At 69.3% G+C, this 22006-nt stretch carries 19 protein-coding genes, 2 tRNA genes, 1 pseudogene and 1 CRISPR repeat array (1 of these 23 running past the window's edge); of the genes and pseudogenes, 8 read left to right on the top strand and 14 right to left on the bottom strand.

Features of this window, described 5'->3' with window-relative positions:
- On the top strand, window positions 1-2052 hold a 2052-nt coding region (locus tag ACIBI9_RS63620; protein ID WP_397238145.1), incomplete at its 5' end, for a tetratricopeptide repeat protein.
- Here the strand turns inward: ACIBI9_RS63620 and ACIBI9_RS63615 are convergent.
- The 13 genes and pseudogenes from ACIBI9_RS63615 to galU all read right to left on the bottom strand — a co-directional run bounded on the left by ACIBI9_RS63615 (window position 2024) and on the right by galU (window position 12988).
- Complete coding sequence (locus ACIBI9_RS63615; protein WP_397238143.1) at window positions 2024-2203, bottom strand: hypothetical protein; 180 nt, start codon at window positions 2201-2203, stop codon at window positions 2024-2026. The genes ACIBI9_RS63620 and ACIBI9_RS63615 overlap by 29 nt on opposite strands.
- Before the next feature lie 136 nt (window positions 2204-2339).
- A complete protein-coding gene (locus ACIBI9_RS63610; RefSeq protein WP_397238141.1) occupies window positions 2340-2603 on the bottom strand; it encodes a winged helix-turn-helix domain-containing protein in 264 nt (87 codons plus the stop codon).
- Between the two features lie 314 nt (window positions 2604-2917).
- Window positions 2918-6583, bottom strand: coding sequence for a helix-turn-helix domain-containing protein (locus tag ACIBI9_RS63605; RefSeq protein WP_397238139.1), 3666 nt, complete (start codon window positions 6581-6583; stop codon window positions 2918-2920).
- Between the two features lie 91 nt (window positions 6584-6674).
- Entirely contained in the window at window positions 6675-6932 is a 258-nt protein-coding gene (locus ACIBI9_RS63600) for a hypothetical protein (RefSeq protein WP_397238147.1), read from the bottom strand.
- 22 nt (window positions 6933-6954) lie between these two features.
- Window positions 6955-7131, bottom strand: a pseudogene (locus ACIBI9_RS63595) (tetratricopeptide repeat protein); the annotation flags it as partial.
- Between the two features lie 582 nt (window positions 7132-7713).
- Complete coding sequence (locus ACIBI9_RS63590) at window positions 7714-7965, bottom strand: transposase (RefSeq protein ID WP_397238137.1); 252 nt, start codon at window positions 7963-7965, stop codon at window positions 7714-7716.
- 454 nt (window positions 7966-8419) lie between these two features.
- Window positions 8420-8493: transfer RNA gene (locus ACIBI9_RS63585), tRNA-Ala, on the bottom strand.
- 49 nt (window positions 8494-8542) lie between these two features.
- Window positions 8543-9130 carry a hypothetical protein gene (locus ACIBI9_RS63580; protein ID WP_397238135.1) on the bottom strand — a complete coding sequence of 196 codons (588 nt, stop codon included), beginning with the start codon at window positions 9128-9130 and terminating at the stop codon, window positions 8543-8545.
- A gap of 124 nt (window positions 9131-9254) precedes the next feature.
- Complete coding sequence (locus ACIBI9_RS63575) at window positions 9255-9899, bottom strand: GNAT family N-acetyltransferase (RefSeq protein WP_397238133.1); 645 nt, start codon at window positions 9897-9899, stop codon at window positions 9255-9257.
- Window positions 9900-9953: 54 nt separating this feature from the next.
- Window positions 9954-10436 carry a molybdenum cofactor biosynthesis protein B gene (locus ACIBI9_RS63570; RefSeq protein ID WP_397238131.1) on the bottom strand — a complete coding sequence of 161 codons (483 nt, stop codon included), beginning with the start codon at window positions 10434-10436 and terminating at the stop codon, window positions 9954-9956.
- A complete protein-coding gene (moaC, locus tag ACIBI9_RS63565) occupies window positions 10433-10915 on the bottom strand; it encodes a cyclic pyranopterin monophosphate synthase MoaC (protein ID WP_397238129.1) in 483 nt (160 codons plus the stop codon). Before moaC ends, ACIBI9_RS63570 begins: the two co-directional genes overlap by 4 nt.
- Window positions 10912-12099 (bottom strand): gephyrin-like molybdotransferase Glp, encoded by a 1188-nt coding sequence (gene glp, locus ACIBI9_RS63560; protein ID WP_397238127.1) that lies wholly within the window; start codon window positions 12097-12099, stop codon window positions 10912-10914. Before glp ends, moaC begins: the two co-directional genes overlap by 4 nt.
- A complete protein-coding gene (galU, locus tag ACIBI9_RS63555; protein WP_397238125.1) occupies window positions 12086-12988 on the bottom strand; it encodes a UTP--glucose-1-phosphate uridylyltransferase GalU in 903 nt (300 codons plus the stop codon). The genes glp and galU overlap by 14 nt, the downstream gene beginning before the upstream one ends.
- 24 nt (window positions 12989-13012) lie before the next feature.
- On the opposite strand from galU, the gene ACIBI9_RS63550 reads away from it, so the two are divergent.
- From ACIBI9_RS63550 to mscL, 6 genes are all read left to right on the top strand, one after another.
- Window positions 13013-13582 (top strand): 5-formyltetrahydrofolate cyclo-ligase, encoded by a 570-nt coding sequence (locus ACIBI9_RS63550; RefSeq protein WP_397238123.1) that lies wholly within the window; start codon window positions 13013-13015, stop codon window positions 13580-13582.
- A 23-nt stretch (window positions 13583-13605) separates the two neighbouring features.
- On the top strand, window positions 13606-15111 hold the full coding sequence (locus ACIBI9_RS63545) for a potassium/proton antiporter (protein WP_397238121.1): 1506 nt from the start codon (window positions 13606-13608) through the stop codon (window positions 15109-15111).
- A gap of 67 nt (window positions 15112-15178) precedes the next feature.
- On the top strand, window positions 15179-15475 hold the full coding sequence (locus ACIBI9_RS63540) for an FmdB family zinc ribbon protein (RefSeq protein ID WP_397238119.1): 297 nt from the start codon (window positions 15179-15181) through the stop codon (window positions 15473-15475).
- Window positions 15476-16182: 707 nt separating this feature from the next.
- Window positions 16183-16989, top strand: coding sequence for an S-methyl-5'-thioadenosine phosphorylase (locus tag ACIBI9_RS63535; protein ID WP_397238117.1), 807 nt, complete (start codon window positions 16183-16185; stop codon window positions 16987-16989).
- Window positions 16986-17573: an RcpC/CpaB family pilus assembly protein gene (locus ACIBI9_RS63530; protein WP_397238115.1), complete on the top strand. Its 588-nt coding sequence runs from the start codon at window positions 16986-16988 to the stop codon at window positions 17571-17573. Before ACIBI9_RS63535 ends, ACIBI9_RS63530 begins: the two co-directional genes overlap by 4 nt.
- Before the next feature lie 21 nt (window positions 17574-17594).
- Entirely contained in the window at window positions 17595-17987 is a 393-nt protein-coding gene (gene mscL, locus ACIBI9_RS63525) for a large conductance mechanosensitive channel protein MscL (RefSeq protein ID WP_397238113.1), read from the top strand.
- 5 nt (window positions 17988-17992) lie between these two features.
- On the opposite strand, the gene ACIBI9_RS63520 is transcribed toward mscL, so the two are convergent.
- Window positions 17993-19036: a D-alanyl-D-alanine carboxypeptidase family protein gene (locus ACIBI9_RS63520; RefSeq protein WP_397238111.1), complete on the bottom strand. Its 1044-nt coding sequence runs from the start codon at window positions 19034-19036 to the stop codon at window positions 17993-17995.
- Between the two features lie 808 nt (window positions 19037-19844).
- On the opposite strand from ACIBI9_RS63520, the gene ACIBI9_RS63515 reads away from it, so the two are divergent.
- Window positions 19845-19920 (top strand) — tRNA-Arg (locus tag ACIBI9_RS63515).
- Between the two features lie 1318 nt (window positions 19921-21238).
- A CRISPR array of direct repeats spans window positions 21239-22006; the repeat unit is 29 nt; unit sequence GTGCTCCCCGCGCACGCGGGGATGATCCC (it continues 295 nt past the right edge of the window).

The raw sequence follows: 22006 nt of genomic DNA, 5'->3' as shown, positions 1-22006 counted from the left end.
GCCGTCGCCCCGGCCGAGTTGCCCGCCGACACCCGCGCCTTCACCGCCCGCGATGTCGAGCTCGCCTGGCTCGACAAGGCGCTCACCGGCCCGGGCGCCGGCACGCCGGCGATCGTCGCCATCGGCGGTCCCGGCGGGATCGGCAAATCCGCGCTGGCCGTACACCTGGCGCACGCCGTCGCCGACCGCTACACCGACGGCGTTCTCCACATCGACCTGCACGGCGCCACCGACGGGCTCCGGCCTCTGTCGCCGCTGGAGGCGCTCGGCCGGCTTTTGCGCTCGCTCGGGCTGGACGGCTCCGCCGTACCGGCCACGGTCGACGAGGCCGCGGCCCGCTACCGATCCCTCACCTCGGCGCGGAACGTGCTGATCATCCTCGACAACGCCCTCGACACCCACCAGGTCCGCCCGCTCATTCCCGCCGGATCGGGGTGCGCGGTCGTCATCACCAGCCGGCAGGTTCTCACCTCGCTCGACGGGGCGAGCCAGCTGAACCTGCCCGGGCTCGACCCGTCCGACTCCACCACGCTGCTGGCCCGGATCGCCAGTCCCGAGCGGGTCCACGCCGAGCCGGAGGCCGCCGGGCGGATCGTCCGGCTCTGCGGAGGCCTGCCCCTCGCCCTGCGCATCGCGGCGGCACGTCTGGCCGCCCGCCCCGACTGGACGCTGTCCTACCTCGCCGACAGGCTCGCCGACGCCACCCGCCGCCTGGACACGCTGGAGTACGCCGACCTGGCCGTCCGCGCCGGCATCGCCGTCAGCCTCCATCACCTCAAGGAGGAGCCCGCCGGCCAGGACGCCGCCCACCTGTTCGCCCTGCTCGGGCTCCTCGACACGCCCACCCACACCCCGGCAGCCACCGCCGCTCTCGCTGATCGGCCCGAGCGCACGGCGGAGGCCGCGCTGGACCGCCTCCTGGATGCCCGGCTGCTCGAACCGGCGGGGCCGGGCCGCTACCGGATGCACGACCTCGTCCGCCTCTACGCCCACGAACAAGCCGACGACATCGTCCAGGACAGCGATCGAGCGGCCGCCACCCGCCGCGCGTTACACCATTACCTCGCCACAGCCAGGACGGCCAGCCTTCTGCTCAACCCCACCTCCGTCATCGTCAGACACCTCCGCGCCGACCAGCCGGGCCTTGGCCTGGACACACCGCAGGAGGCGATCGACTGGATCGAGCTGGAGCGCGACAACCTCATCGCCGTCGCCCGGCAGGCCACCACCCGCACCGACGATCCCGGCACGGTCGAAGGCCTCGCCGCCAGTCTCAACAGACCCTTCAGCCACAGAGGCTGGCTCGCCGACCTGGCCGAGATCCACCACCAGGCCCTGCAGGTGGCCGTCCGCACTGGCGACTGGGCGGGCCAAGCCCGCGGGCACAACCAGTTGGGCAGCATCCACAAGAACCAAGGTCGCTTCGAGCCTGCGGTCGAGCAGTTCGAGCGTGCCCTCGTGTGCTGGGATCGAGCAGGTCTGCCCCTGCGTAAGGCGGGCACCCTCCACAACCTCGGCACGACCTACGGCAAGCTCGGGCGGTTCGACGACGCGCTTGCCACCCAGGACGAGGCGATGGCGACAGCGACAGCCAGCGGCCTGCGCGACTACCAAGCGATGATTTTCAACGGCCGGGCCGCGGTGCTGATCAGAATGGGCCGGCTGGACGACGCGATCGACGCGGGCCGAAAAAGCCTGGAGATCTGGGCGGAGTTCGACGATCCCCTCGGCGAGGCAACGGCGACCGACACGCTGGCCGATGCCTACCGACGCGCCGGCAGGCTCGATGAGGCCGAGGCCGGATACAGGAAGGCGGCCTACCTCCACCACAAGGCCGGTGCCCGCGCGCTGGAGGCCGTTTCTCTGTGGGGGCTCGGCGACACCCTGCACGATCTTGGACGGCAGGACGAGGCACGGAAGCGCTGGCACCAGTCAGCTCGGATTCTGCGTGACGTCCATCTCCTCACCGAGGAGGAGATGGAGGTCCTGCTCGCCCAGGACCTCCCTCAACCTCCCGACCCCGTCAAGCACTTGAGCGCGGGAGCGCGTTGATCAGATCGGTGATCGCCGTGTAGACGACCTGCTCGGAGAGGAACCTGCTCTTCGACTTGTCCTTGTCATAGACGTCGCCGCTGATGTCGACGGAGACGAAGTAGTCGCCAACCCGGGCGATCCCCCTCGGCGCCGCCGTGCCCGGGCGCATTCCGGAATGGATGCCAGAACCGCGCTTGGCGCGCCGTTGGCACCAAGCCCCGGATTCCGCCTCCCCTCGGGGAATCCGGGAGAGCGGCCTGGACAGAATCAGCAGATCCTGGGCCGAGGCGGCGCGAGTGTGCGTGTCATGGTGTGAAGCGGTAGCCCAGGCCCGGTTCGGTGATCAAGTGGGCCGGGTGGGTAGGGTCACGTTCGAGCCTCTTGCGGAGCTGGGCCATGTACTGGCGCAGGTAGTGGGTCTCCTTGACATTCTTGCTTCCCCACACCTCGGTCAGCAGGTAGCGCTGGGGAATGAGTTTGCCCGGGTTGCGCAGCAGGATCTCCAGGAGCTGCCATGCCGTGGGCGTCAGCCGCAGGCCGCCGGAGATCGTCTTGCTGGTCAGGTCCACCGTGTGGTCGCCGATCCGGACGCTGGCCAGTTCGGCCTCCTGGATGGCCGAGCGGTGGGAGACGGCGCGGACGCGGGCCGGCCGCGCAGCCCGTGGATGACGTCCACGCCGTCGATGTCGGGCAGGCCGGAAAACGAAAACAGGCGCCCGCCGATCGTAAGCGCCCGGGCCGTGATGCTAGGCGCCGTCCACCGCGGGCTTCGGCGCGGGATGCGTCCCCCGGTATACCTGGCAGGTGGCCGTCGATGAAGCGGACGGCGCGCTCGCCCACGACCGCCACGCTGGACTCGCGCGGCCCGGGGCAACGATGAAGGTCAGGAGTTCGGGCCGAGATGGCTGCGGCGTTCTTCCGCGGTCAGCTCGCGGGTACGGCGCGATCTGGCCAGTTCGAGCACCGTTCCGGCCGGGCCGCACACCTCGCAGGCGCGGGTCCGGACGAGGCTGCCGCCCAGACCAGTGACCAGCGGGCGACCGAGGATGATCTGCGGGCTCAACCCCCTGACGATCCGCGTACCGTCGGGGCTGAACGCCGCGAGACTGCCGGTCGCGCCCCAGCCGGTCAACTCCAGCGGTTCGCCGCCGCCTGTCGCCCGCCAGAGCCGCAGGTGGCCCGCGGGTTCGTTGGTGACCAGCCAGGTGCCGTCAGGGCTGAACCTCACTTTACGGACGGTGTTCTCGGCGCCCTGCAGCACGGCCGCGGGCTCGCCCCGGCCGCCGGTGTCCCAGAGCCGGATGGCGCCGTCCGCGGCCGCGGCGGCCAGTCGCAGCCCGTCTGGGCTGAAGGCGAGGCCGGTGATGTCCTCCACATGGCCGCGAAGAATCTTCGGCTCGCTCTTGCCGGTCAGGTCCCAGACGACGACGGTGTGGTCGTCACGGGCGTCGGCCAGTTTCATGCCGTCCGGGCTGAGTGCCACGTCGCCGTCGGCGCGGCCCGTGGGCCGGGCCTGCCAGCCGGTGAGCGCTGTCAGCCCGCCGGACGGGGAGATCTGCCACACCTGCGGTTCGGTGTCGAAGGCGCCCGCCACGATCCGCTTTCCATCGGCGCTGAACACCAGGCCGCCCGGGAGGCCGCGGAAGGGCGCGGGTGTGGTGACTGGCGCGCCGGCGGTGGTGAGGTCCCACAGGCTCAGGGTCCCGGCCCGGCCGATGCCCGCCATCCGCCGGCCGTCAGGGCTCAACGCGACGAGGTAGCCGGAATCACGCGGGCCGTGCACCTCGGCCGGGGTCGTGCCGCGCCATATCTTGATGCGGACGTCCCGCGGGCTGAGGAGTAAATCCGGCCCCGCGCTGACCGCCACCGTGCTCGTGTCAGCGCTGAGCGCCAGGGGCCTGCCCTCGCTCGGTGCCGGGTCGCCCGCCGTGATGTCCCACGTCCGCAGGGAGCCGTCCGCATCGACGCTGACCAATGACTTCCCGTCCGGGGTGAACGCCGCCCCGCGCGGATTCCCTTTCGGGCTGCGCAACACCAGCGGGTCGGCGTCGCTGCCCGTCGTCCAGACGCGGATCACGCCGTCGGCGCCGTAGGTCGCCATGCGATCCCCGGCCGCGGTGAACACCAGGCCGTTCAGCTTCGGGGCGTGGCCGGCCAGCTCGATCTGCGGGATCCAGTCGCCGGCCGACGCCTCCGTCGCGTCCCAGACACGGGGAACGTCGCCTTCGACGGTCGCGACCCATGGTCCGTGCGGGCTGACGGCCACCTGCTCCGGCTCACCGCGCGCGGCCGCGCGCTGCAGAACGGGCCGGTCCCGGGTCATGTCCCATAGTCGCAGCGGCGATCCGTTGCCCCCGGTGGCGAGCAGCCGGCCGCTGGGGCTGAACGAGACGCTCCTGACCGCGCGGCCGGGGACATTGAGCTTGACGGGCTTGGAGCGTCCCGGCTTCCAGATGCGCACGCCGTCGCTGTGCGCGCTCGCCACCCTGCCGTCCCGGCTGACGCTGACGCCGTGGACGCTACCGTCAACGGTCCCCAGAACCACGGGCGGACCGCTTGACGCCAGGTCCCACAGCACCAGTTCTCCTCCGGAGCCTCCGGTGACGAGTTGCCGGCCGTCCTCGCTGAACGCGGCGCTCAGGATGCCGTCCGTCCGATCCGCCTGGAGCACATGGCCGGCCCGGCGCGGTGCGGTACCGTCCAGGCTCCAGATCTCCAGGCCCGCCGGGCCCGACCCGGCGCCCCAGATCGCGATCTTTCGACCGTCCGGGGTGGCCGTCGTTCCTGTGACCCTGCGCAGGCCGACCGGGGTGGAGCCGCGCAGCCGGGAGTCTGCAGTGGCCTGGCGGAGCACGAGGTCGGCCTCCGAAGTGGGCTCCACCTCGTACGCCTCGATCGCCAACAGCAACGCCAGTTCCGGGTCTTGCTGGAGCTGGCGGCGCGCTTCGGCGGCCAGCCGTACCGAGGCGGCACGGTCGCGCTCGACGCCCCGGTTGCCTATCTGGACCAGGACGAGCGCGGCCAGCACGATGACCGCGACGGCGGCGACCGGCAGCCCGCCGAAGGCGAGACGGGTCCGGCGGCGGGCCCGGTCGCGCTCGGTCGCGCTTGAGCGGCAGGCCGCCAGGAAGGTTCGCTCCAGCTCGTTCAGCGGTACGAAGCTCGCCTCGCCGTCCCAGAGGGCGAGGCGAGTGCCGCGATACAGGTAGTCCTCGCCGCGCCCGTTGCGGTCCCACTCGGCCGCGTCAGACGTGAGCCGCTGGTGCCGCAGAAGGGTCTCACGGTCGGCGGTGAGCCATTCCCGCAGCCGGGGCCAGCTTGTGAGGAGCGCTTCATGCGCGATGTCGACCAGGTCCTGGTCCACGACGATGAGCCTGGCGGCGGCGAGCCGGTCGAGGACCGCGTCCAGCTCGCCGGCGAGTCCGATGCCGGCGAGCTCGTCCCGGTCGAGACCGCGGCGGGTGTCGGAGCTGCCCGAGCCCAGGGCGACGAGCCGCAGCAGCACGGCGCGGAGCAACTGCCGCTGGTCGTCTTCCAGATCGGCGTACAGGTGCTCAGCGGTCCGCGCGATCGCGCCGGACACGCCACCCACGGCCCGGTAGTCCGCCAGCGCCAGCGTGTCTCCCTGCTGCCTGCTCCACGTTTCGCGCAGCGCGTGCGCGACCATCGGGAGCGCCCCCGTCTGCTCGGCGGCCTCGGCCACCACGGTGACCACCAGATCCGGGTCCACGCTCAGCCCCGCCCGGCCGGCGGGTTCGGTGATGATGGCGCGCAGCTCCTGCTCGGACATGGGTCCGACCGGGAGGTGAACGCTGTCGAGGAGGGCTGCGGTCAGACCGGGATGCGACATGCAGCGCTCGTAGAAGTCGGTGCGGATCCCGATCACCAGCGCCGGGCCGTCCTGACCGCTGACGAGCTCGCTCAGCGCGTCGAGGAAGCCGGCGCGTTCCCGCTCGTCGGCGCAGAGCGTGAACGTCTCCTCGAACTGGTCGACGATCATCACGTCGGAGCCGTCAGCGTCGGTGGCGTGCAACCGGGACAGCGGGTGCGCACCCGGAGTGAGCAGCGTGACGGTAGTTCCGTCGGCGGTCAGCCGCGCGGCCAGCCCGGCCCGCAGCAACGAGGATTTGCCGCTGCCGGTGGCCCCGCGGACCACCGTCAGCGGTCCCTGCTTCACGGCCTTCAGCAGGACCTCGAGAAGGTCGTCCCGGCCGAAGAACAGGTCGGCGGCGTCGACGTCCAGCGGAAGCAGGCCGGGGTAAGGGCAACGGCGCTGCGACCGTTCGAGTTCGGCCGCGACCAGATGCCACTTCCGCTCCCATTCGGCGGGGTCGCCACCGCAGGCGACGGCGTACGCCAGTGTCGCCTCAAGAGTGGGCAGCCGCGTCCCGGTTGCCGCCTCGGCGAGGGTGCTCCGCGAGAAATGCGCGCGCTGCGCGAGTACGCGGTAGCTCGGTCGCCCGGCCTCGTCCCTGAGCCGGCGCAATTCCCAGGCGAGCCTTTCGACGGGACCGGCCAGCGGATCCACCGGCTGCTCGGGCCGCCCCAATGTTCACTCACCTCTTGTTGTCCGGAGCCTTTGCCGCGTTGTCCTGAACCCACGGAGGGCTATTTCGGACATCCCTGGGCCGCCTTAGACCTTAGATCTCCGGCACGACAAGAGGGGGCAAATCATGAGATTTCACGTACTGGGACCCTTGGAGATCCACATGGGGGATGGAGCCGTCGACGCCTACGTGAACCGGGCCGCGCTCCTGCGCGGCATGGGTGACAGCATCTACGTCCGGCGCGACGTCGAGGCCGGCCTGGCGCTCGCGCTGGCCGACCAGGACGGAGACCTGGACGCCCCCGTCCAGTTCTTTGACGTCCGCGCGGACGTTGCCGCGGTTGTAGAACACCTCGGGGGAGGGCGGGGGCCAGCCGGGCGGCCTGGTCGTAGTTGTTCAGCGCCTCGGTCAATCGCCCGAGGTGTCGGTGGAGGGCAGCGCGCTCGAAATAGGCGCGTGACTCGTTCGGGTCGACGGTGATGACCGCGGTGTAGTCGCCGATGGCCTGCTCGTGGTCGCCGGACTGAGCCCGGACGGCGGCCTGGTGCATAAGCATCACCAGCCGCAGCAGCGCGTGCTCGTCCGGGCGGCGGCTGGAGCGACGAGCAGGGCAATCGTCGCCAGGGGGACTTTGGAGCCGCTTGCTCACCCCAGAGGGCGCGGCGCTCAGTCGATGATCGCTGGGAAGTACGGGTCGGGCTCCCAGTCGTCCTCGACACCCGAATCCTCAGGGGCACTCCAGTCGTCCCACGTTGTCCGCCGAGCCGAGGAAGAGCTCCAGGTGCTCCAGCGCAGGGAGCTCGGAGGCCAGAACGCTGCGTACCACGACCGGATCCAGCCGGTGGGACTGAAGCGTCAGGCGGCGCGACGTAAACGCCGGTTCCTCGCGTACTCCTTTCCGTCCCGCTCGCCGGACCTGCGCCATCTGGCAGTCCTGGCACATTCCGGCTTTGTCAGGGCCGCTTGTCACCCTTCCCGGCACCACCCGGATCGGGCTGCCCTCAGCTCCGCTTCCCTGCTGCGACAGGGCAGGCGATGAAGGTCTCTCACCTCCACTCGAATCAACAGCGCCTCACGGCGCACTCGACGACGCGTGAATACTGGATCAGGCACACATTCCGCGAGTGGGCCATCAGTCCGCCAGTAAGACGCGCTTGCGGAGCCGGTCGTGGTTGGCGCGGCCGTGCATCTGCCTCTTGATCGTTTTGACGCGGTTGACGTGCCCTTCGCCGGGGCCGGAGCTGTAGGGCAGGGTGCGGCCGGCGGTGACGGCGTCCTGGTCACGGCGCAGGCCGGCGACGAAGGAGTGCAGCTCAGGAAGGTCGTCGGCGAGGACCGCGGTCATCCAGGCGTCGAGCTGCCGGCCACGGTGGTGCGTCATCATCTCGGCGAAGTGCCGGACACACGCAACTCAGCGATCAGGAAACGATCTTGGCTGCCCGGAGCCGGAGTACCCGCGCCGGAGGCGTGCAGTGAAGGCCGGCCCCGCGGCCGCGCACGCGTGCGCTGATGAGCCCTGAGTTCCGCAACGCCATCAGAGCATCAAGGGCATCTACGCCGACGCGTGGACACCACGTGAGCTACGACACAGCTTCGTATCACTGCTCCCCGATGATGGCGGCCTATCCATAGACGAGATCGCAAAACTGTGCGGACACGCCAGCACATCCGTGACCGAAACTGTCTATCGACACCAGATCCGGCCCGTCATCCAAACCGGCGCCCTGGCCATGGATCGCATCTTCAACGACATCACGGACGCCTAGCGGTCCAGCAGCATGTCACTCAGAAGATCAAAAGGCCGCTCCCGATCACTCGGAAGCGGCCTTTGACCTGGGTGGAGATGAGGGGATTCGAACCCCTGACCCCTTCGATGCGAACGAAGTGCGCTACCGGACTGCGCTACATCCCCAAGGACTCGACCAGGTTAGCAAACTCTGAGGGGTCCTCGCGCCACCGTTTCAGTCACCCACCGCCCGCTTGGGCGGTTCGGCGTACTGATCGAAGAGGACGTCCGCATGCAGCGCCGTGAGATCGATGACCTCAGCCTGGGCGGCCGCCTCCGCGGCCCGCCGCCGCTCGCGTGCTCGCCGCAGGCGCTCAGCGCGTGCCTGGCGGGCCCGTTCGCGGCGTTCCCTATCGACCTGTACGGCGATGCGGAGAAACGCCATGTACGCGAACATGATGACGACCGAGGGAGCCACGCCCCACCACGGGATCATCTTGACCGCGGCCGTCACGACAGAGGCCAGCACCAGCAGTGTGGTGAAGAACAGCAGCCGCCGCCGGCGGGCCACGATGATGGCGCGGCGCCGGAGCCGGAACTGGCGTACATCGACCTTCTCGACCTCGGCAGGAGCCGACCCGTCGTCCTCGTCCGCGTCCGATGGGTCCAGGTTGTCGAGATCGGGAAGCTGGTGTTCGCCGGTGTAGTGCTCTTCGAGCTCGGCCAGTTCGGCCAGGTTCGTCTTGTCTTTGCGCAGCCACATCGGGATCAGGACGCAAAGCCACATCACGACGATGACCAGATAGAGGAAGGCGCTGCTCATGGGCACCTCCGGGCAGCACAAAGACGCGAGTGTGCTCGTCGCGCCTTCAATGTGCTCACGTCACGCACCGTAAGACCGCGTGTCACTAATTGACGAGCATTCGGTGCGGTGTGTCGCGAGATCGTCAAACCTCTTCGACGGAAGGCCCCCCGTGAGCCGCTGACTCACGCGCGCGACGCCACTGCACGAGCAGGCCGCCAGGAATGTCCTCAGCGGTCAGCGCGTAGCAAATGTGGTCGCGCCAGGCTCCGTCGATGTGGAGTTGGCGCCGCCGAATGCCTTCTTCCCGGAATCCGAGCTTCTCAACCACCCGACGGCTGGCTTGATTCTCGGGGCGGATGTTCGCTTCCAGCCGATGCAGCCCCGTGGTGAAGAAGCAATGATCAACGGCCATGGCGAGGGCGGTGGGGGTGATCCCCTTCCCGGCGAGCGCCCCGTCGATCCAGTAGCCGACCTGGGCGGAACGGGCGGCGCCCCACACGATCGCGCCCACGGTCAGCTGCCCCGCGAAGCGCCCGCCGTACGTGATCACCCACGGCATCGCCAGGCCCTGCCGGGCCTCGCGGCGCAGGGTGCCGACCATGGAGACGTACGGGCCGAGCCCGGTCCTGAACAGTGGTGTCTCGGGATTGCTGGGCTCCCAGGGACGTAGCCAGTCGGCGTTTCGCAGCCGGGTCTCGCGCCACACGCGCACGTCGCTCAGCCGCAGCGGCCGGAGGCTTACCGGACCTTCGTTCAGGGTCACCGGCCAGCCACGAAGTCGATCCACAGTCTCATCATCCCCCCATCGGGCACGATGTCGCCACGCATCACAGAATCGCGATCAGCGCGGGTGATCGCCGCCCCGGATCTGATCGACCGCGTGCCGGAGAATCGGCGCGAGTACGGCGACGCCATCGCGTACGCCCCCCGACGATCCCGGCAAATTAACGATCAAGGTGCCGCCCGCCTGCCCGGCCAGCCCTCTGGACAGAATCGAGGTCGGGACCTTTTCCCGATTCGCCAGCCGAATGGCCTCGGCTATACCAGGAATTTCCCGAGAAATTACTCTGGCCGTCATCTCCGGGGTGAGATCCATGGGCGTCAACCCGGTGCCCCCGGTGGTCACGATGACGTCGTAGCCCTGCGCCAGCCCGTCACGGAGCGCTGCTTCCACCGGCTCCCCGTCGGGCACCACCAAGGGGCCCTCCACGACCTCGCAGCCCGCATCGCGCCGCAGCAGGTCCACGAGTAGCGGCCCGGATTTATCCGCATAAACCCCGGCCGACGCCCGGTTCGACACGGTGATCACGAGCGCGCGGATCATTCCGGCTCCCTGGTCCAGCGGCCGGTCTTGCCGCCCAGCTTCTCCTCCACCCGCACATCGGTGATCACCGCGGCCGGATCGACCGCCTTGACCATGTCGATCAGCGCCAGCGCGGCCACGGAGACCGCCGTCAGCGCCTCCATCTCCACGCCGGTGCGGTCTGCCGTCTTCACCCGGCAGGTGATCGCCACGCCCCAGTCCTCGACGTCCAGCGTGACCTTCACGCCGTGCAACGCGATCGGATGGCAGAGCGGGATCAGGTCGGGCGTCCGCTTCGCCCCCATGATCCCCGCGATCCGCGCCACGCCCAGCGCGTCGCCCTTGGGCACCTCGCCGGACCGCAGCAGCTCCACGACCTCGCGCGACAGCAGCACCCGCCCGGTCGCCGTGGCGGTGCGAGCCGACACGTCCTTGGCGGAGACGTCGACCATGCGCGCGGCCCCGGTCTCATCCACATGGGTCAGCCCCGAGTCGCTCACAGCCGGATCACCTCGACAGTCGCCCCCTCGGGCATCTCGGTCACGTCCTCCGCCACCACGATCAGCGCGTTCGCCGAGGCCAGGGCGGCGAGCTGATGGGAGCCCTGCCCGTGCACCGGCGACACCGTGCCGTCCGAAGCCAGCACGCCGCGCAGGAACGAGCGCCGCCCGGCAGGCGAGCGCACCGGCCCGGTCAGGCGGGCGGTCACCGATTTCGGCATGTCCGCGGAGAGCCCGCGCATCTTGTCGAGCGCCGGACGTACGAACAGCATGAAAGACACAAAAGACGACACCGGGTTGCCGGGCAGCGCGAAGATCGGCACCTGGTCCTCCCCCAGCACGCCGAACCCCTGCGGCATCCCCGGCTGCATCGCCACCTTCTCGAACCGGACCGTTCCCAGGGGTGACAGAGCCTCCTTGACCGGCTCGTACGCCCCCATGGACACGCCACCGCTGGTGATGATCGCGTCGGCCCGCATCAGGTGGGTGTCGAGCCGATCGAGGAGTACGCCCGGATCGTCCCCGACAGACCCCGCTCGGAACCCCTCACCTCCGGCCTCCCGCACGGCGGCGGTCAGCGTGAAGCTGTTGGAGTCCCAGATCTGCCCGGGAGCCAGGGGGCCACCCGGCTCGACCAGCTCCGCGCCCGTCGAGATGACGACGACCCTGGGCCGCGGCCGCGCCCAGATCCGCCGCCGTCCCACCCCGGCGATGATCCCGAGCTGGGCGGGCCCGATCACCGTGCCCGGCTTGAGCACGACCTCGCCGGCCTGCACGTCCTCCCCCGCCCGCCGGATCGCGTTGCCGGCGCTCACCGGGCGGGAGATCTGTACGGTGACCGTCCCTCCGTCCGTCCACTCCACCGGCACCACGGCGTCGGCCCCGGCCGGCATGAGAGCGCCGGTCATGATCCGTACGGCGTGCCCGGGCCCCACGGCCCGCAGCTCCACGGACCCGGCCGCCACATCGTCCGTCACCGGCAACGTAACCGGAACATCCGAAATATCGGCAGCCCGTACGGCATAGCCATCCATGGCCGAGTTGTCGAACGGCGGCAGCGGCACCGGCGAGACCACCTCCTCGGCCAGCGTCGCCCCCAGCGCCTGCTCCAGCTCCAGCTCCAGCGGCGCCAGCGGACGAACAGTGGCCAGGATCTCAGCCAGATGCTCGTCAACCGATTTCATCGAGGAACTCCCGCAGCCACGGCACGAAATCGGGCGCCAGGTCCTCCCGGTCCGCCGCGAACTTCACCACCGTCCGCAAATAGTCAAGCTTGTCGCCGGTGTCGTACCTGCGGCCTCTGAACAGCACCCCGTGCACGGGCCCGCCGTCCCCGGATCCGCGCCCGGCGAGCGTGCGCAGCGCGTCGGTGAGCTGGATCTCGCCCCCACGGCCCGGCGGCGTGTTCTCCAGCACCTCGAACACCGCCGGGTCGATCACGTAGCGCCCGATGATCGCCCAGTTGGACGGCGCCTCGTCGGCCGGCGGCTTCTCCACCAGGTCGGTCACGCGTACGACGTCGTCGGCGGCGGTCGCCTCGATGGTGGCGACGCCGTACAGGGAGACCTGCTCCTTGGGCACCTCCATCAGCGCGATCACGCTCCCCCCGAACGTGTCACGCACCTCGATCATGCGCTTGAGCAGCGGATCGCGGTAGTCGATCAGGTCGTCGCCGAGCAGGCAGGCGAAGGGGTGGCCGCCGACGTGCTGCTTGGCGCAGAGCACCGCGTGGCCGAGCCCCTTGGGCTCGCCCTGACGTACGTAGTGGAGCGTCGCCAGCGAGGCCGGCTCGCGCACCTGGGACAGCCGGTGCTCGTCGCCCTTGGCCTCGAGGGCCTCCTCCAGCTCGAACGCGCGGTCGAAGTGGTCCTCGATGGAGCGTTTATTCTTGCCGGTGACCATGAGCACGTCGAGGAGCCCAGCGGAGGCTGCCTCCTCGACGACATACTGGATCGCGGGCTTGTCGACGATGGGCAACATCTCCTTCGGTGTCGCCTTGGTCGCCGGAAGAAACCGGGTGCCCAGACCCGCGGCGGGCACGACGGCTTTCGTCACAGGGTCGAAGTCAGCCATGAGTAGACCCTAGTGGAGGTATCTGTGGACAAGCTGAACCTGCGTCGTGAGCTGAGCTCGGCACGTGCCTCCCTCTCCCCCGAACAACAGCGGGCAAACTCCATCAAGATCCGCGAAACGCTGCTCGACCAGCCGTGGGTCCAGATGGCCGGTCTCGTGGCCTGCTACTGGTCAACGGGGTCGGAGCCGGATACGCACGGGCTCGTGTTCGCTCTCTGGAAACATGGAGCCACCGTTATCCTCCCCATCCTGCTTGAGGACAATGACCTGGATTGGGCGGTGTACGACGGGCCGGACTCGCTCGCCCCGGGCCGCTTCGGGATCATGGAGCCGGTCGACACCCGCCGCGGCGTCGACGCGATCCGCACCGCCGCCCTCGTGATCGTCCCGGCCCTGGCGGTGGACAGGACGACGGGTGTACGTCTGGGACGGGGCGGCGGCTCGTACGATCGTGCCCTGGCCAGGGTGGGCCCCAATGTCCCGACCGTCGCTCTGCTGCACGACGGCGAGCTGATCGACGGCATCCCGGCGGAGCCTCATGACCGGCACGTCCGTTTTGCCGCGACCCCAGAGGGACTCACTAGGCTTATGTGACCGCAGGTACGAGAGGGGGCCAGATGACACTGGATGTCTGGCTTCTTCTTGGCGCCGCGATTGTCATCGCCGCCATCGCGTCCGTACGCGTCGCGCACCGCACCGGCCTGCCCAGCCTGCTCGTGTACCTCGGCTTCGGCCTGGTCCTGGGCGAGGCCGGGTTCGGGATCCCCTTCGACAACCCGCAGCTCGCCCAGCAGATCGGACTGACGGCGCTGGCGGTGATCCTGGCCGAAGGTGGACTTACCACGAACTGGTCCCATGTGCGCCGTTCAGTGCCCTTGGCCCTGATCCTGGCGACCGTCGGCGTGGCGGTCAGCATCGTCGTGGTGGCACTGGTCGTACAGACGCTTCTCGGGATGGACCAGACGACGGCGCTGATCCTCGGCGCGGTGCTGGCCTCCACGGACGCCGCCGCCGTCTTCTCCGTGCTGCGCAGGCTGCCGCTGCCGCCCCGGCTGGCGGGCGTGCTGGAGGCCGAGTCCGGCTTCAACGACGCCCCCACGGTGATCGCCGTGGTGCTGCTCAGCGGGGCGGGGCGCTCCTCGGCGTCCCTGGGAACGTTCCTTCTCGAGACCTCGGTCGAGCTGATCATCGGTGCCGCGGTCGGCCTGGCCGTCGGCCCCGCGGGCGCGTACGCGCTGCGCCGCGTCGCGCTCCCCGCCTCCGGTCTCTATCCGCTCGCCGTGCTTTCGCTCACATTCGTCTCGTACGGCGGGGCCGTGCTGCTGCACGGCTCGGGGTTCCTGGCCGTCTACCTGACGGCGTTGATCCTGGGCAATTCGCGGCTGCCGCACCGGGCGGCGACCAGGGGGTTCGCGGAGGGGGCCGCGTGGCTGGCCCAGATCGGGCTGTTCGTCATGCTCGGCCTGCTGGCCAGCCCCCAGGAGATGCCGTCGTCCATCGTGCCCGGCCTGATCGCCGGCACCGTCCTGGTGCTCCTGGCGCGGCCGCTCTCCGTCATGACGAGCTCGCTGCTGTCCTGGGCGCTGCGCGTCGGCAGGGTGAGCTGGCGCGAGCAGGCGTTCCTGTCGTGGGCGGGGCTGCGCGGCGCGATCCCGATCGTGCTCGCCACCATCCCCTGGGCGTCGAACGTGGAGGGATCCAAGGAGATCTTCAACGAGGTCTTCGTGATCGTCATCGTGTTCACGTTGCTGCAGGGGCCGACGCTGCCGTTCGTGGCCCGGCTGCTCGGGGTGGCGGCGCCCGGCGAGGCGCACGACCTGGAGGTCGAGGCGGCGCCGCTGGAGGAGCTCAAGGCGGACCTGCTGCAGGTCAGGGTGCCTCCCGGCTCGCGGCTGCACGGCGTGGAGATCTTCGAGCTCCGCCTGCCCGCCGGGGCGCAGGTGACCCTGATCGTGCGTGACGGCAAATCCTTCGTCCCCACCGGAAATACCAGGATCAGGGTGGACGACCAGATCCTCCTGGTCACCACCGCCTCCTGCCGTGACCAGGTCGAACGCCGCCTGCGCGCCGTGAGCCGCAGCGGAAAGCTGGCGGGCTGGTACGGAGAGCGGGGACTGGAATAGGCGTTTGACCTAATCGGTTACCATTAGCAGTCGCATCCCTCGAGTGCCAGACCTTAAGGAGGAGCGCGTGCCGACGTACCAGTACGCCTGCAACGACTGCGGCGAGCAGCTTGAGGTCGTTCAGAAGTTCACCGACGACGCGTTGACGATCTGCCCTGCTTGCGAGGGGAACCTGCGCAAGGTCTTCTCGGCCGTCGGCATCGTGTTCAAGGGGTCGGGCTTCTACCGGACCGACAACCGCTCGTCGTCGACCTCGACTTCCACGACGTCCTCTTCTTCCTCGTCGTCGAAGCCCGCGGAGAGCAAGCCCTCGGACACGAGTTCGTCCACCCCTGCCGCCGCCCCCGCCGCAGCCTCCAGCTGACCTTCCCGTCAGCCACCGCGGCCTCCCTTTCTCAGTAGCGCCCCCCAGGACCCGGCTGCGCAGCGTCAACCGCCGCGGCCACGGGCACCTGGGCGGGTTCGCACGTGCGGCCGCACGCTCGTCACGCGGATTCGCGCACCAACGCGTCGGACCCGCGCCATCCACCGCCGCGGCCACGTGCATGGGTCGGACCCACATGCACGCGTCTCCCTCGCGGCCCGCATCCGTGCACGACCGCGGCGAGACACACGCATCGGGCCACGCCCACCCCTCGCGCGGGCCCACATCGACCTCCATCCGCGCACCGCCGCGGCCGCACATGCCTCGGAACCGCCCCACCCCTCACACAGGCCGATACCGGACCCCGCGCGCCGCCTCGCACAGGCCCAGATCACCCCCTCAGCCGGGCCCACGCTCGCGTGCCACTGCAGCCCCGACGCAGATCTCCCGCCCGCGTGTGCACCGTTGCCAACGCCAGACATCCGGCCCCGGCCCCCCACTCTCAGGGATCCTGGATCCCCACGCGCCAGCCATCCCCGCCCGCTGATGCGCAAAGCCGGACGGCAGCCGCCCAAACCTCAGGATGCCCTTGAGCTTCCGGCCCCTGGGCGCCCATCCCCTTAGGCCTTGAGAGCCGAAATCGAGTTATCCACAGAACGGAATTCGGCTCGCCCTGGCCCGTCCCCGATCCGGCTACTCTCTCGGCCATGGTCACTCGCGCAGACATCGGCGTCATCGGCGGTTCCGGCTTCTACTCGCTGCTCGACGACGCGGAAGAGATCAAGCTCTCCACACCCTACGGCCCCCCGAGCGACGTCGTCACGGTCGGACGCATCGGCAAGCGTTCGGTGGCGTTCATCCCCAGACACGGACGGGACCACCGTTTCCCGCCGCACCGCATCCCCTACCGCGCCAACCTCTGGGCCCTGCGCATGCTCGGCGTCCGTCAGGTGCTCGCCCCCAGCGCCGTAGGCTCCCTGAGAGCCGAGTACGGCCCAGGCGCCATGGTCATCCCCGACCAGCTCGTAGACCGCACCTCAGGCCGCGTCCAGACGTACTACGACGTGGACGGCGCGGTCCACGTCTCCTTCGCCGACCCCTACTGCCCGTCAGGCCGTGCCACCGCGGTGGAGACCGCCCGCTCGACCGGCTGGGAGACCGTCGACGGCGGCACCCTGGTGGTCATCGAAGGCCCACGCTTCTCGACGCGGGCGGAGTCCCAGTGGTTCGCGGGCAACGGGTGGTCGATCGTCGGCATGACCGGCTTCCCCGAGGCCATCCTGGCCCGTGAGCTGGCCCTCTGCTACACCTCGCTCTCCCTGGTGACCGACCATGACGCCGGGGTCGAGGCCGGTCAGGGCGTCACGCACGACGAGGTCCTGGAGTTCTTCGCGCAAAACGTCACCCGCATGCGCACCTTGGTGGCGGAGACCGTACAAGCCCTCCCAGAAGAGCGCAGCTGCCAGTGCGGGGCGGCTCTTGACGGCATCAAGCTCCCCTTCGAGCTGCCGTGATCCGGGCCTGGCTGATCCGCTACGGCCGTCGTCGCCGCCTCGCCGCGGCGGCGCTGGCCGCCCTGGCCGTCCTGTCGGCCTTCATCGCCACCCGCCCCGAGCCGGCACCCACGGTCCTGGTGGCGGCCCGCGACCTGTCTCCCGGCCCTCTCGCCCCTGGCGACCTGACCCCTGCGGCCCTCAACCATCCACCCACAGGTGCCGTACGCGCAGCTGCGGCGGGCCAGGTGCTCGCGAGCCCCATGCGCAAGGGCGAGCCGCTGACGGATGTCCGCCTTCTCCATTCGTACCGGCTCCCGCCGGGCATGGTCGCCACCCCGGTCCGCATCGCCGACGCCGCGACCGCGAGCCTCCTCACCCCGGGGGCCACGATCACCGTCCTGGCGGCCCGGGAGGAAATCCATCCGGCCCACGCGGTAGCCGAAGACGTACGGATCATCACGATCCCCCAGTCGGCCAAAACGACGAGCGAAACCCACGGCGCCTTGATCGTGTTAGCCACCACTCCGACCCAGGCCGCCGAACTCGCCTCCGCCCAGACGACCGGCCGCCTTTCGATCACTATCAAGGCTAACCCGCTGTAATCGCTCAGCTACGCTTTTCTCATGAGCGGATTCAAGAGGTTCCTCATGCAGGGGAACGTCATCGACCTGGCCGTGGCGGTCGTCATCGGGGCGGCCTTCAACTCGATCGTGCAGTCGTTCGTGGCCGACCTCCTCACCCCGCTGATCTCGGCGTTCGGCGGCCTGCCCGACTTCTCCTCACTCAAGGTCACGGTCGGCCGGTCCAACTTCATGTACGGCAACTTCATCAACGCGGTCATCTCGTTCCTGATGGTCGCCACGGTGGTCTACTACCTGCTGATGAAGCCGTACACGCATCTCAAAGACCGCAGTGCCGCCAAGATCGGGTCGAAGACCCGCGACTGCCCCGAATGCCTGTCGGAAATCCCCAAGGCCGCGTCCCGCTGCGCCTTCTGCAGCTCACAGGTCGCGTAGGGGCGCTAGAGCAGCGAATCGATCTTGGGATCGTACTCCCAGTGCCATGGCTCGAACGGGCTGCTGTAGGCCCAGGAGGGATGGAACCACCCATACCTCTTCGAGTTCTTCTCCATCCAGACGAACTCCGCCGACCCGGACCTCTCCACCCCTCCACACAGGTCCACGGCCAACCCGAGCCCGTGGTTGCTCCGCCCCGGCACGGCGGCGAACCCCGGCCGCCGGTAGTAGACCGACTGCTGCTCGGCCAGGCTCCGATAGGCGTCGGTGACGCACATGTTCTTCCCGAACCGCTTCCGATAGGCCTCGTTCAGGCTCACGAACGCGATGGTGGCGTCGGCCCTCAGGCTGAAACCCTTCTGCTGCAGCGGACAGAGCATGCTCTTCGGAATCAGCCCGTTGGGATAGTCGTTGGCCGTCGCCGCCCGCAACGGATTGCATCCCAGCGCCGCCCGCCCGACCTTGTCGATCTTGATGCCCATCTTCACGAGCGCGGCGGTCAACGACTTCACGATCTTGTCGGAACGCTGCCGGAGCGTGTCCACCTCGGCCGCCAGCTGCGCCTCGGCCAGCAGGTTGCCCGCCCGCAGTTCCTGCGCCTCCGCGGCCAGCCCCTCGGCCTGCTTGTACAGCGCGCTGGTCTGCTCGACGGCCTGCTGCCGTACGGAGACGATCTGAGTCACGTCGCTGAGCGCCCGAAGCGTGGTCTCATCCGCGGTCCCGGACAGGAACGGCACGATCCCGTCCGCCATGATCGGCTGCTCGTACAGCAGCTCGGCCATCTGCGACACCGGCTGCCGCATCACCGCGACCCGCCGCTCCAGATCCTGCAGAGCCGACAGCTTCGTCTTCAGCTGCCTCTCGGAGGCGGCGATGTCCGACCGCCGCTTCTCCAGGGCCTTGGTGGCGTCCTCGAGCTCCTTGGCCGACCGCTCGGCCTCTTTGCGCAGCTCCGCCAGGTCGCCCGGAGCCTGCCGCTCCTGCTTCTGCACGACCTGCGCCTGAGCGCGCCCCTGCCCGGAAGGCACGAAAAGAGAAGCCACCGCCATGACTACCGCGATCAGACCCGCTGATCGAGGGGCTGGCACCTTCGACTCCTCCGTTTGCAAACTCGTTACCTGGGTCAGGCACGCACGTTACTACAGCCCCCCGAGTGCCCGGACCGAACTCGGGAGAGCTGTTATGAGACAAAAAGCGCACTCTGTCCGCCCACCCCCACAACCAGGCAGATCCCACCACCCAAAACAGGGCCTATCAGATGCCAGGCACCAAACTCCCACCAACCCTCAACCCCACCCCTTCCTCCTCCTCACGGCACACATCCCACAACCAGGTGTCCACCCACTCCCCCGAACACCCAACCTGAGTCTGAGTCCGCACCGGAGCCGGCGTAACGGGCTCCTCCACCCGCGGCGCCAAATCCTCAACAGGCGGCACCGCCGGGACAACAGCCCGCGGCCGACTCACCACCCGCACAGGAGCCGGCACACTCCCCTCGTACAGCCGATCCGGATGCGCCGGAGCCCGCACCACCACCGGCCCAAACCCCATCCGCACGACCCGCTCCCGAACCACCGCCGGGACACTCCCCTCAAACCCCCGCATCTCCCCAGCCAACAACCCCCCAGCAAGGATCGCCGGCGCCAACAACGCCCCGAACAACACGACAGGCCGCCGCCGCGCCTGCTTGCATCGCCTCCTGGTCACAGGCAGACGCTATCGACGCCGGATCCGCAAGATTCCGTCCACTTGTCATGCCTTTACCGCAGCTCAGAGCACCCATAACCAACCCCACCAAACTCACCCCTGCTCCACGTCCCACGCAGTGCCAGACTTTCGCTAGGCTTACGAGAGTCCGCCTCCGTAGCTCAGGGGATAGAGCACCGCTCTCCTAAAGCGGGTGCCGCAGGTTCGAATCCTGCCGGGGGCACCAGGCCCGACCAGCAACAAAGCGCCCTTGACCAGCGGAAACGCGAGTCAGGGGCTTTTTGATGTGTCCGGCGGTGTGCGGTTGTGGGTGATCGCTTGCGGATGATCGTGCCAAATACGTGCGCACGGCTGACGGCATGCAACGCTCTTGCCGAGCCCCTCCCCCAACCACTTGCGATCATCACCTTTTCGCAAGCCATCCCGGGAGTCCACAATGTCCGATTCCACAAAAGTGCTTCAGAACGGCCCCTTTCGCCGCTGGACACGCAGGTCAGCGAGACTGCTCCCCGCGCACGAGGGGATGATCCCGCGGTCATCCCCTCGGGGTGCCACTCCTCGACCTGCTCCCCGCGCAGGCGGGGATGATCCCGCCCGCGACGACGAAGAGGTGGATGACACCTCGTGCTCCCCACGCACGCGGGGATGATCCCTGGTCACTGCACGATCTTCTCGCCGCTCAGGAGTGCTCCCCGCGCACGCGGGGATGATCCCAAGACTGACGCCCTCACGCGGGCCTGGCGGACGTGCTCCCCGCGCACGCGGGGATGATCCCGGCAAAGTCGCGGTTCTGCTGACGCAGAGTCGGTGCTCCCCGCGCACGCGGGGATGATCCCATGCTCGGGCTGCGCATGCTGTCCAAGATCTCGTGCTCCCTGCGCACGCGGGGATGATCCCCCCGGCAACCCCAGATGCCCTTCTTTCGACCTGTGCTCCCCACGCACGCGGGGATGATCCCGACAGGGGCATTGAGCCCTTGACCGTTGTTATGTGCTTCCCGCGCACGCGGGGATGGTCCCGCCGGCGGCAAGGACGGCGGGCCCGTCCCGGCGTGCTCCTCGCGCATGCGGGGATGGTCCCGTCCCGTCAAGGAGGATCAGGCCCGCGTCATGGTGCTCCTCGCGCACGCGGGGATGGTCCCGCGGCGGTCTGATCAAGGGGATCATCACCGTGTGCTCCCCGCGCACGCGGGGATGGCCCCAACGTCGCGACCAACCTCGGGGCGGGCACGAAGTGCTCCCCGGCACCTGCGGGGATGATCCCCGCAGGTGCCGGTACAGCCCGTCGTCGTGCAGGTGCTTCCCGCGCACGTGGGGATGGTCTTGCATGGAGGATCCGTCGCAGAGGGTTCGGGGATGTTCCCCGTGCACACGGGGACGGCCACATCTTGCGGGGAGTGGAGCCAAGTTGCCTGCTACCCCGCCGATGATGCAGCCTGGGACGACTGAATCAGCAGCTTGATAACCAGAATGTCCGCTATGCCCTTTTCTGTGGAAGTGCTCAATTCTGAGCCCAATCGTGGACAACGTCGCAGGTCGGCGAGAGTGCTCCCCGCGCGGGGATGATCCCGTGCGCCTGCGTCCCCAGGCGCACGGAGTGCTGTGCTCCCCGCGCACGCGGGGATGATCCCGACGGGCATGCAATCCTCCCTCCATTACCGGTGTGCTCCCCGCGCACGCGGGGATGATCCCTGGCGGCGCCGGTGCCGGCTCACGGTTCGGCCGTGCTCCCCGCGCACGCGGGGATGATCCCTGCAGGTTGCGCTGCTCGATGTTCTGGTACGTGTGCTCCCCGCGCACGCGGGGATGATCCCGTTGACGACGACATCGCGGCCGAGTTCCTCACGTGCTCCCCGCGCACGCGGGGATGATCCCATGCGGGCCCGCCGCGTTCTGCTCTGGCACCTGTGCTCCCCGCGCACGCGGGGATGATCCCGCCAAGGCGATCTCGGCCAGCTCGGGGACGATGTGCTCCCCGCGCACGCGGGGATGATCCCGGCGCAACCGTCCGAGACAGGATCTTCCTCAGGTGCTCCCCGCGCACGCGGGGATGATCCTCGGGTGAGCCACGGCATGGTCAGCCTCCTGCCGTGCTCCCCGCGCACGCGGGGATGGTCCCTGGGGCTTGGCAGAGGAGTAGTTTCCCGCGTTGTGCTCCCCGCGCGCTTGGGGATGATCCCGTCGCCGCCTCGATCAGGCCCTCGCCGCCCCGGTGCTCCCCGCGCACGCGGGGGTGGTCCTACGGAGAAGGGGCGGGCCAACCGAGAGGCCTTGTGCTCCCCGCGCACGCGGGTATGGTCCCTTCTCCTGCGA

It is taken from the genome of Nonomuraea sp. NPDC050451 (assembly GCF_044458585.1).
This window is presented reverse-complemented; position numbering and strand designations above follow the sequence as displayed.

Excerpts from the sequence above, each read along its gene's own strand:
- ACIBI9_RS63615 (WP_397238143.1), bottom strand. The coding sequence starts at position 2,203 with ATGCGCCCGGGCACGGCGGCGCCGAGGGGGATCGCCCGGGTTGGCGAC.
- ACIBI9_RS63590 (WP_397238137.1), bottom strand. The coding sequence starts at position 7,965 with ATGATGACGCACCACCGTGGCCGGCAGCTCGACGCCTGGATGACCGCG.
- ACIBI9_RS63580 (WP_397238135.1), bottom strand. The coding sequence starts at position 9,130 with ATGAGCAGCGCCTTCCTCTATCTGGTCATCGTCGTGATGTGGCTTTGC.
- ACIBI9_RS63570 (WP_397238131.1), bottom strand. The coding sequence starts at position 10,436 with ATGATCCGCGCGCTCGTGATCACCGTGTCGAACCGGGCGTCGGCCGGG.
- glp (WP_397238127.1), bottom strand. The coding sequence starts at position 12,099 with ATGAAATCGGTTGACGAGCATCTGGCTGAGATCCTGGCCACTGTTCGT.
- galU (WP_397238125.1), bottom strand. The coding sequence starts at position 12,988 with ATGGCTGACTTCGACCCTGTGACGAAAGCCGTCGTGCCCGCCGCGGGT.
- ACIBI9_RS63545 (WP_397238121.1), top strand. The coding sequence starts at position 13,606 with ATGACACTGGATGTCTGGCTTCTTCTTGGCGCCGCGATTGTCATCGCC.
- ACIBI9_RS63535 (WP_397238117.1), top strand. The coding sequence starts at position 16,183 with ATGGTCACTCGCGCAGACATCGGCGTCATCGGCGGTTCCGGCTTCTAC.
- mscL (WP_397238113.1), top strand. The coding sequence starts at position 17,595 with ATGAGCGGATTCAAGAGGTTCCTCATGCAGGGGAACGTCATCGACCTG.
- ACIBI9_RS63520 (WP_397238111.1), bottom strand. The coding sequence starts at position 19,036 with ATGGCGGTGGCTTCTCTTTTCGTGCCTTCCGGGCAGGGGCGCGCTCAG.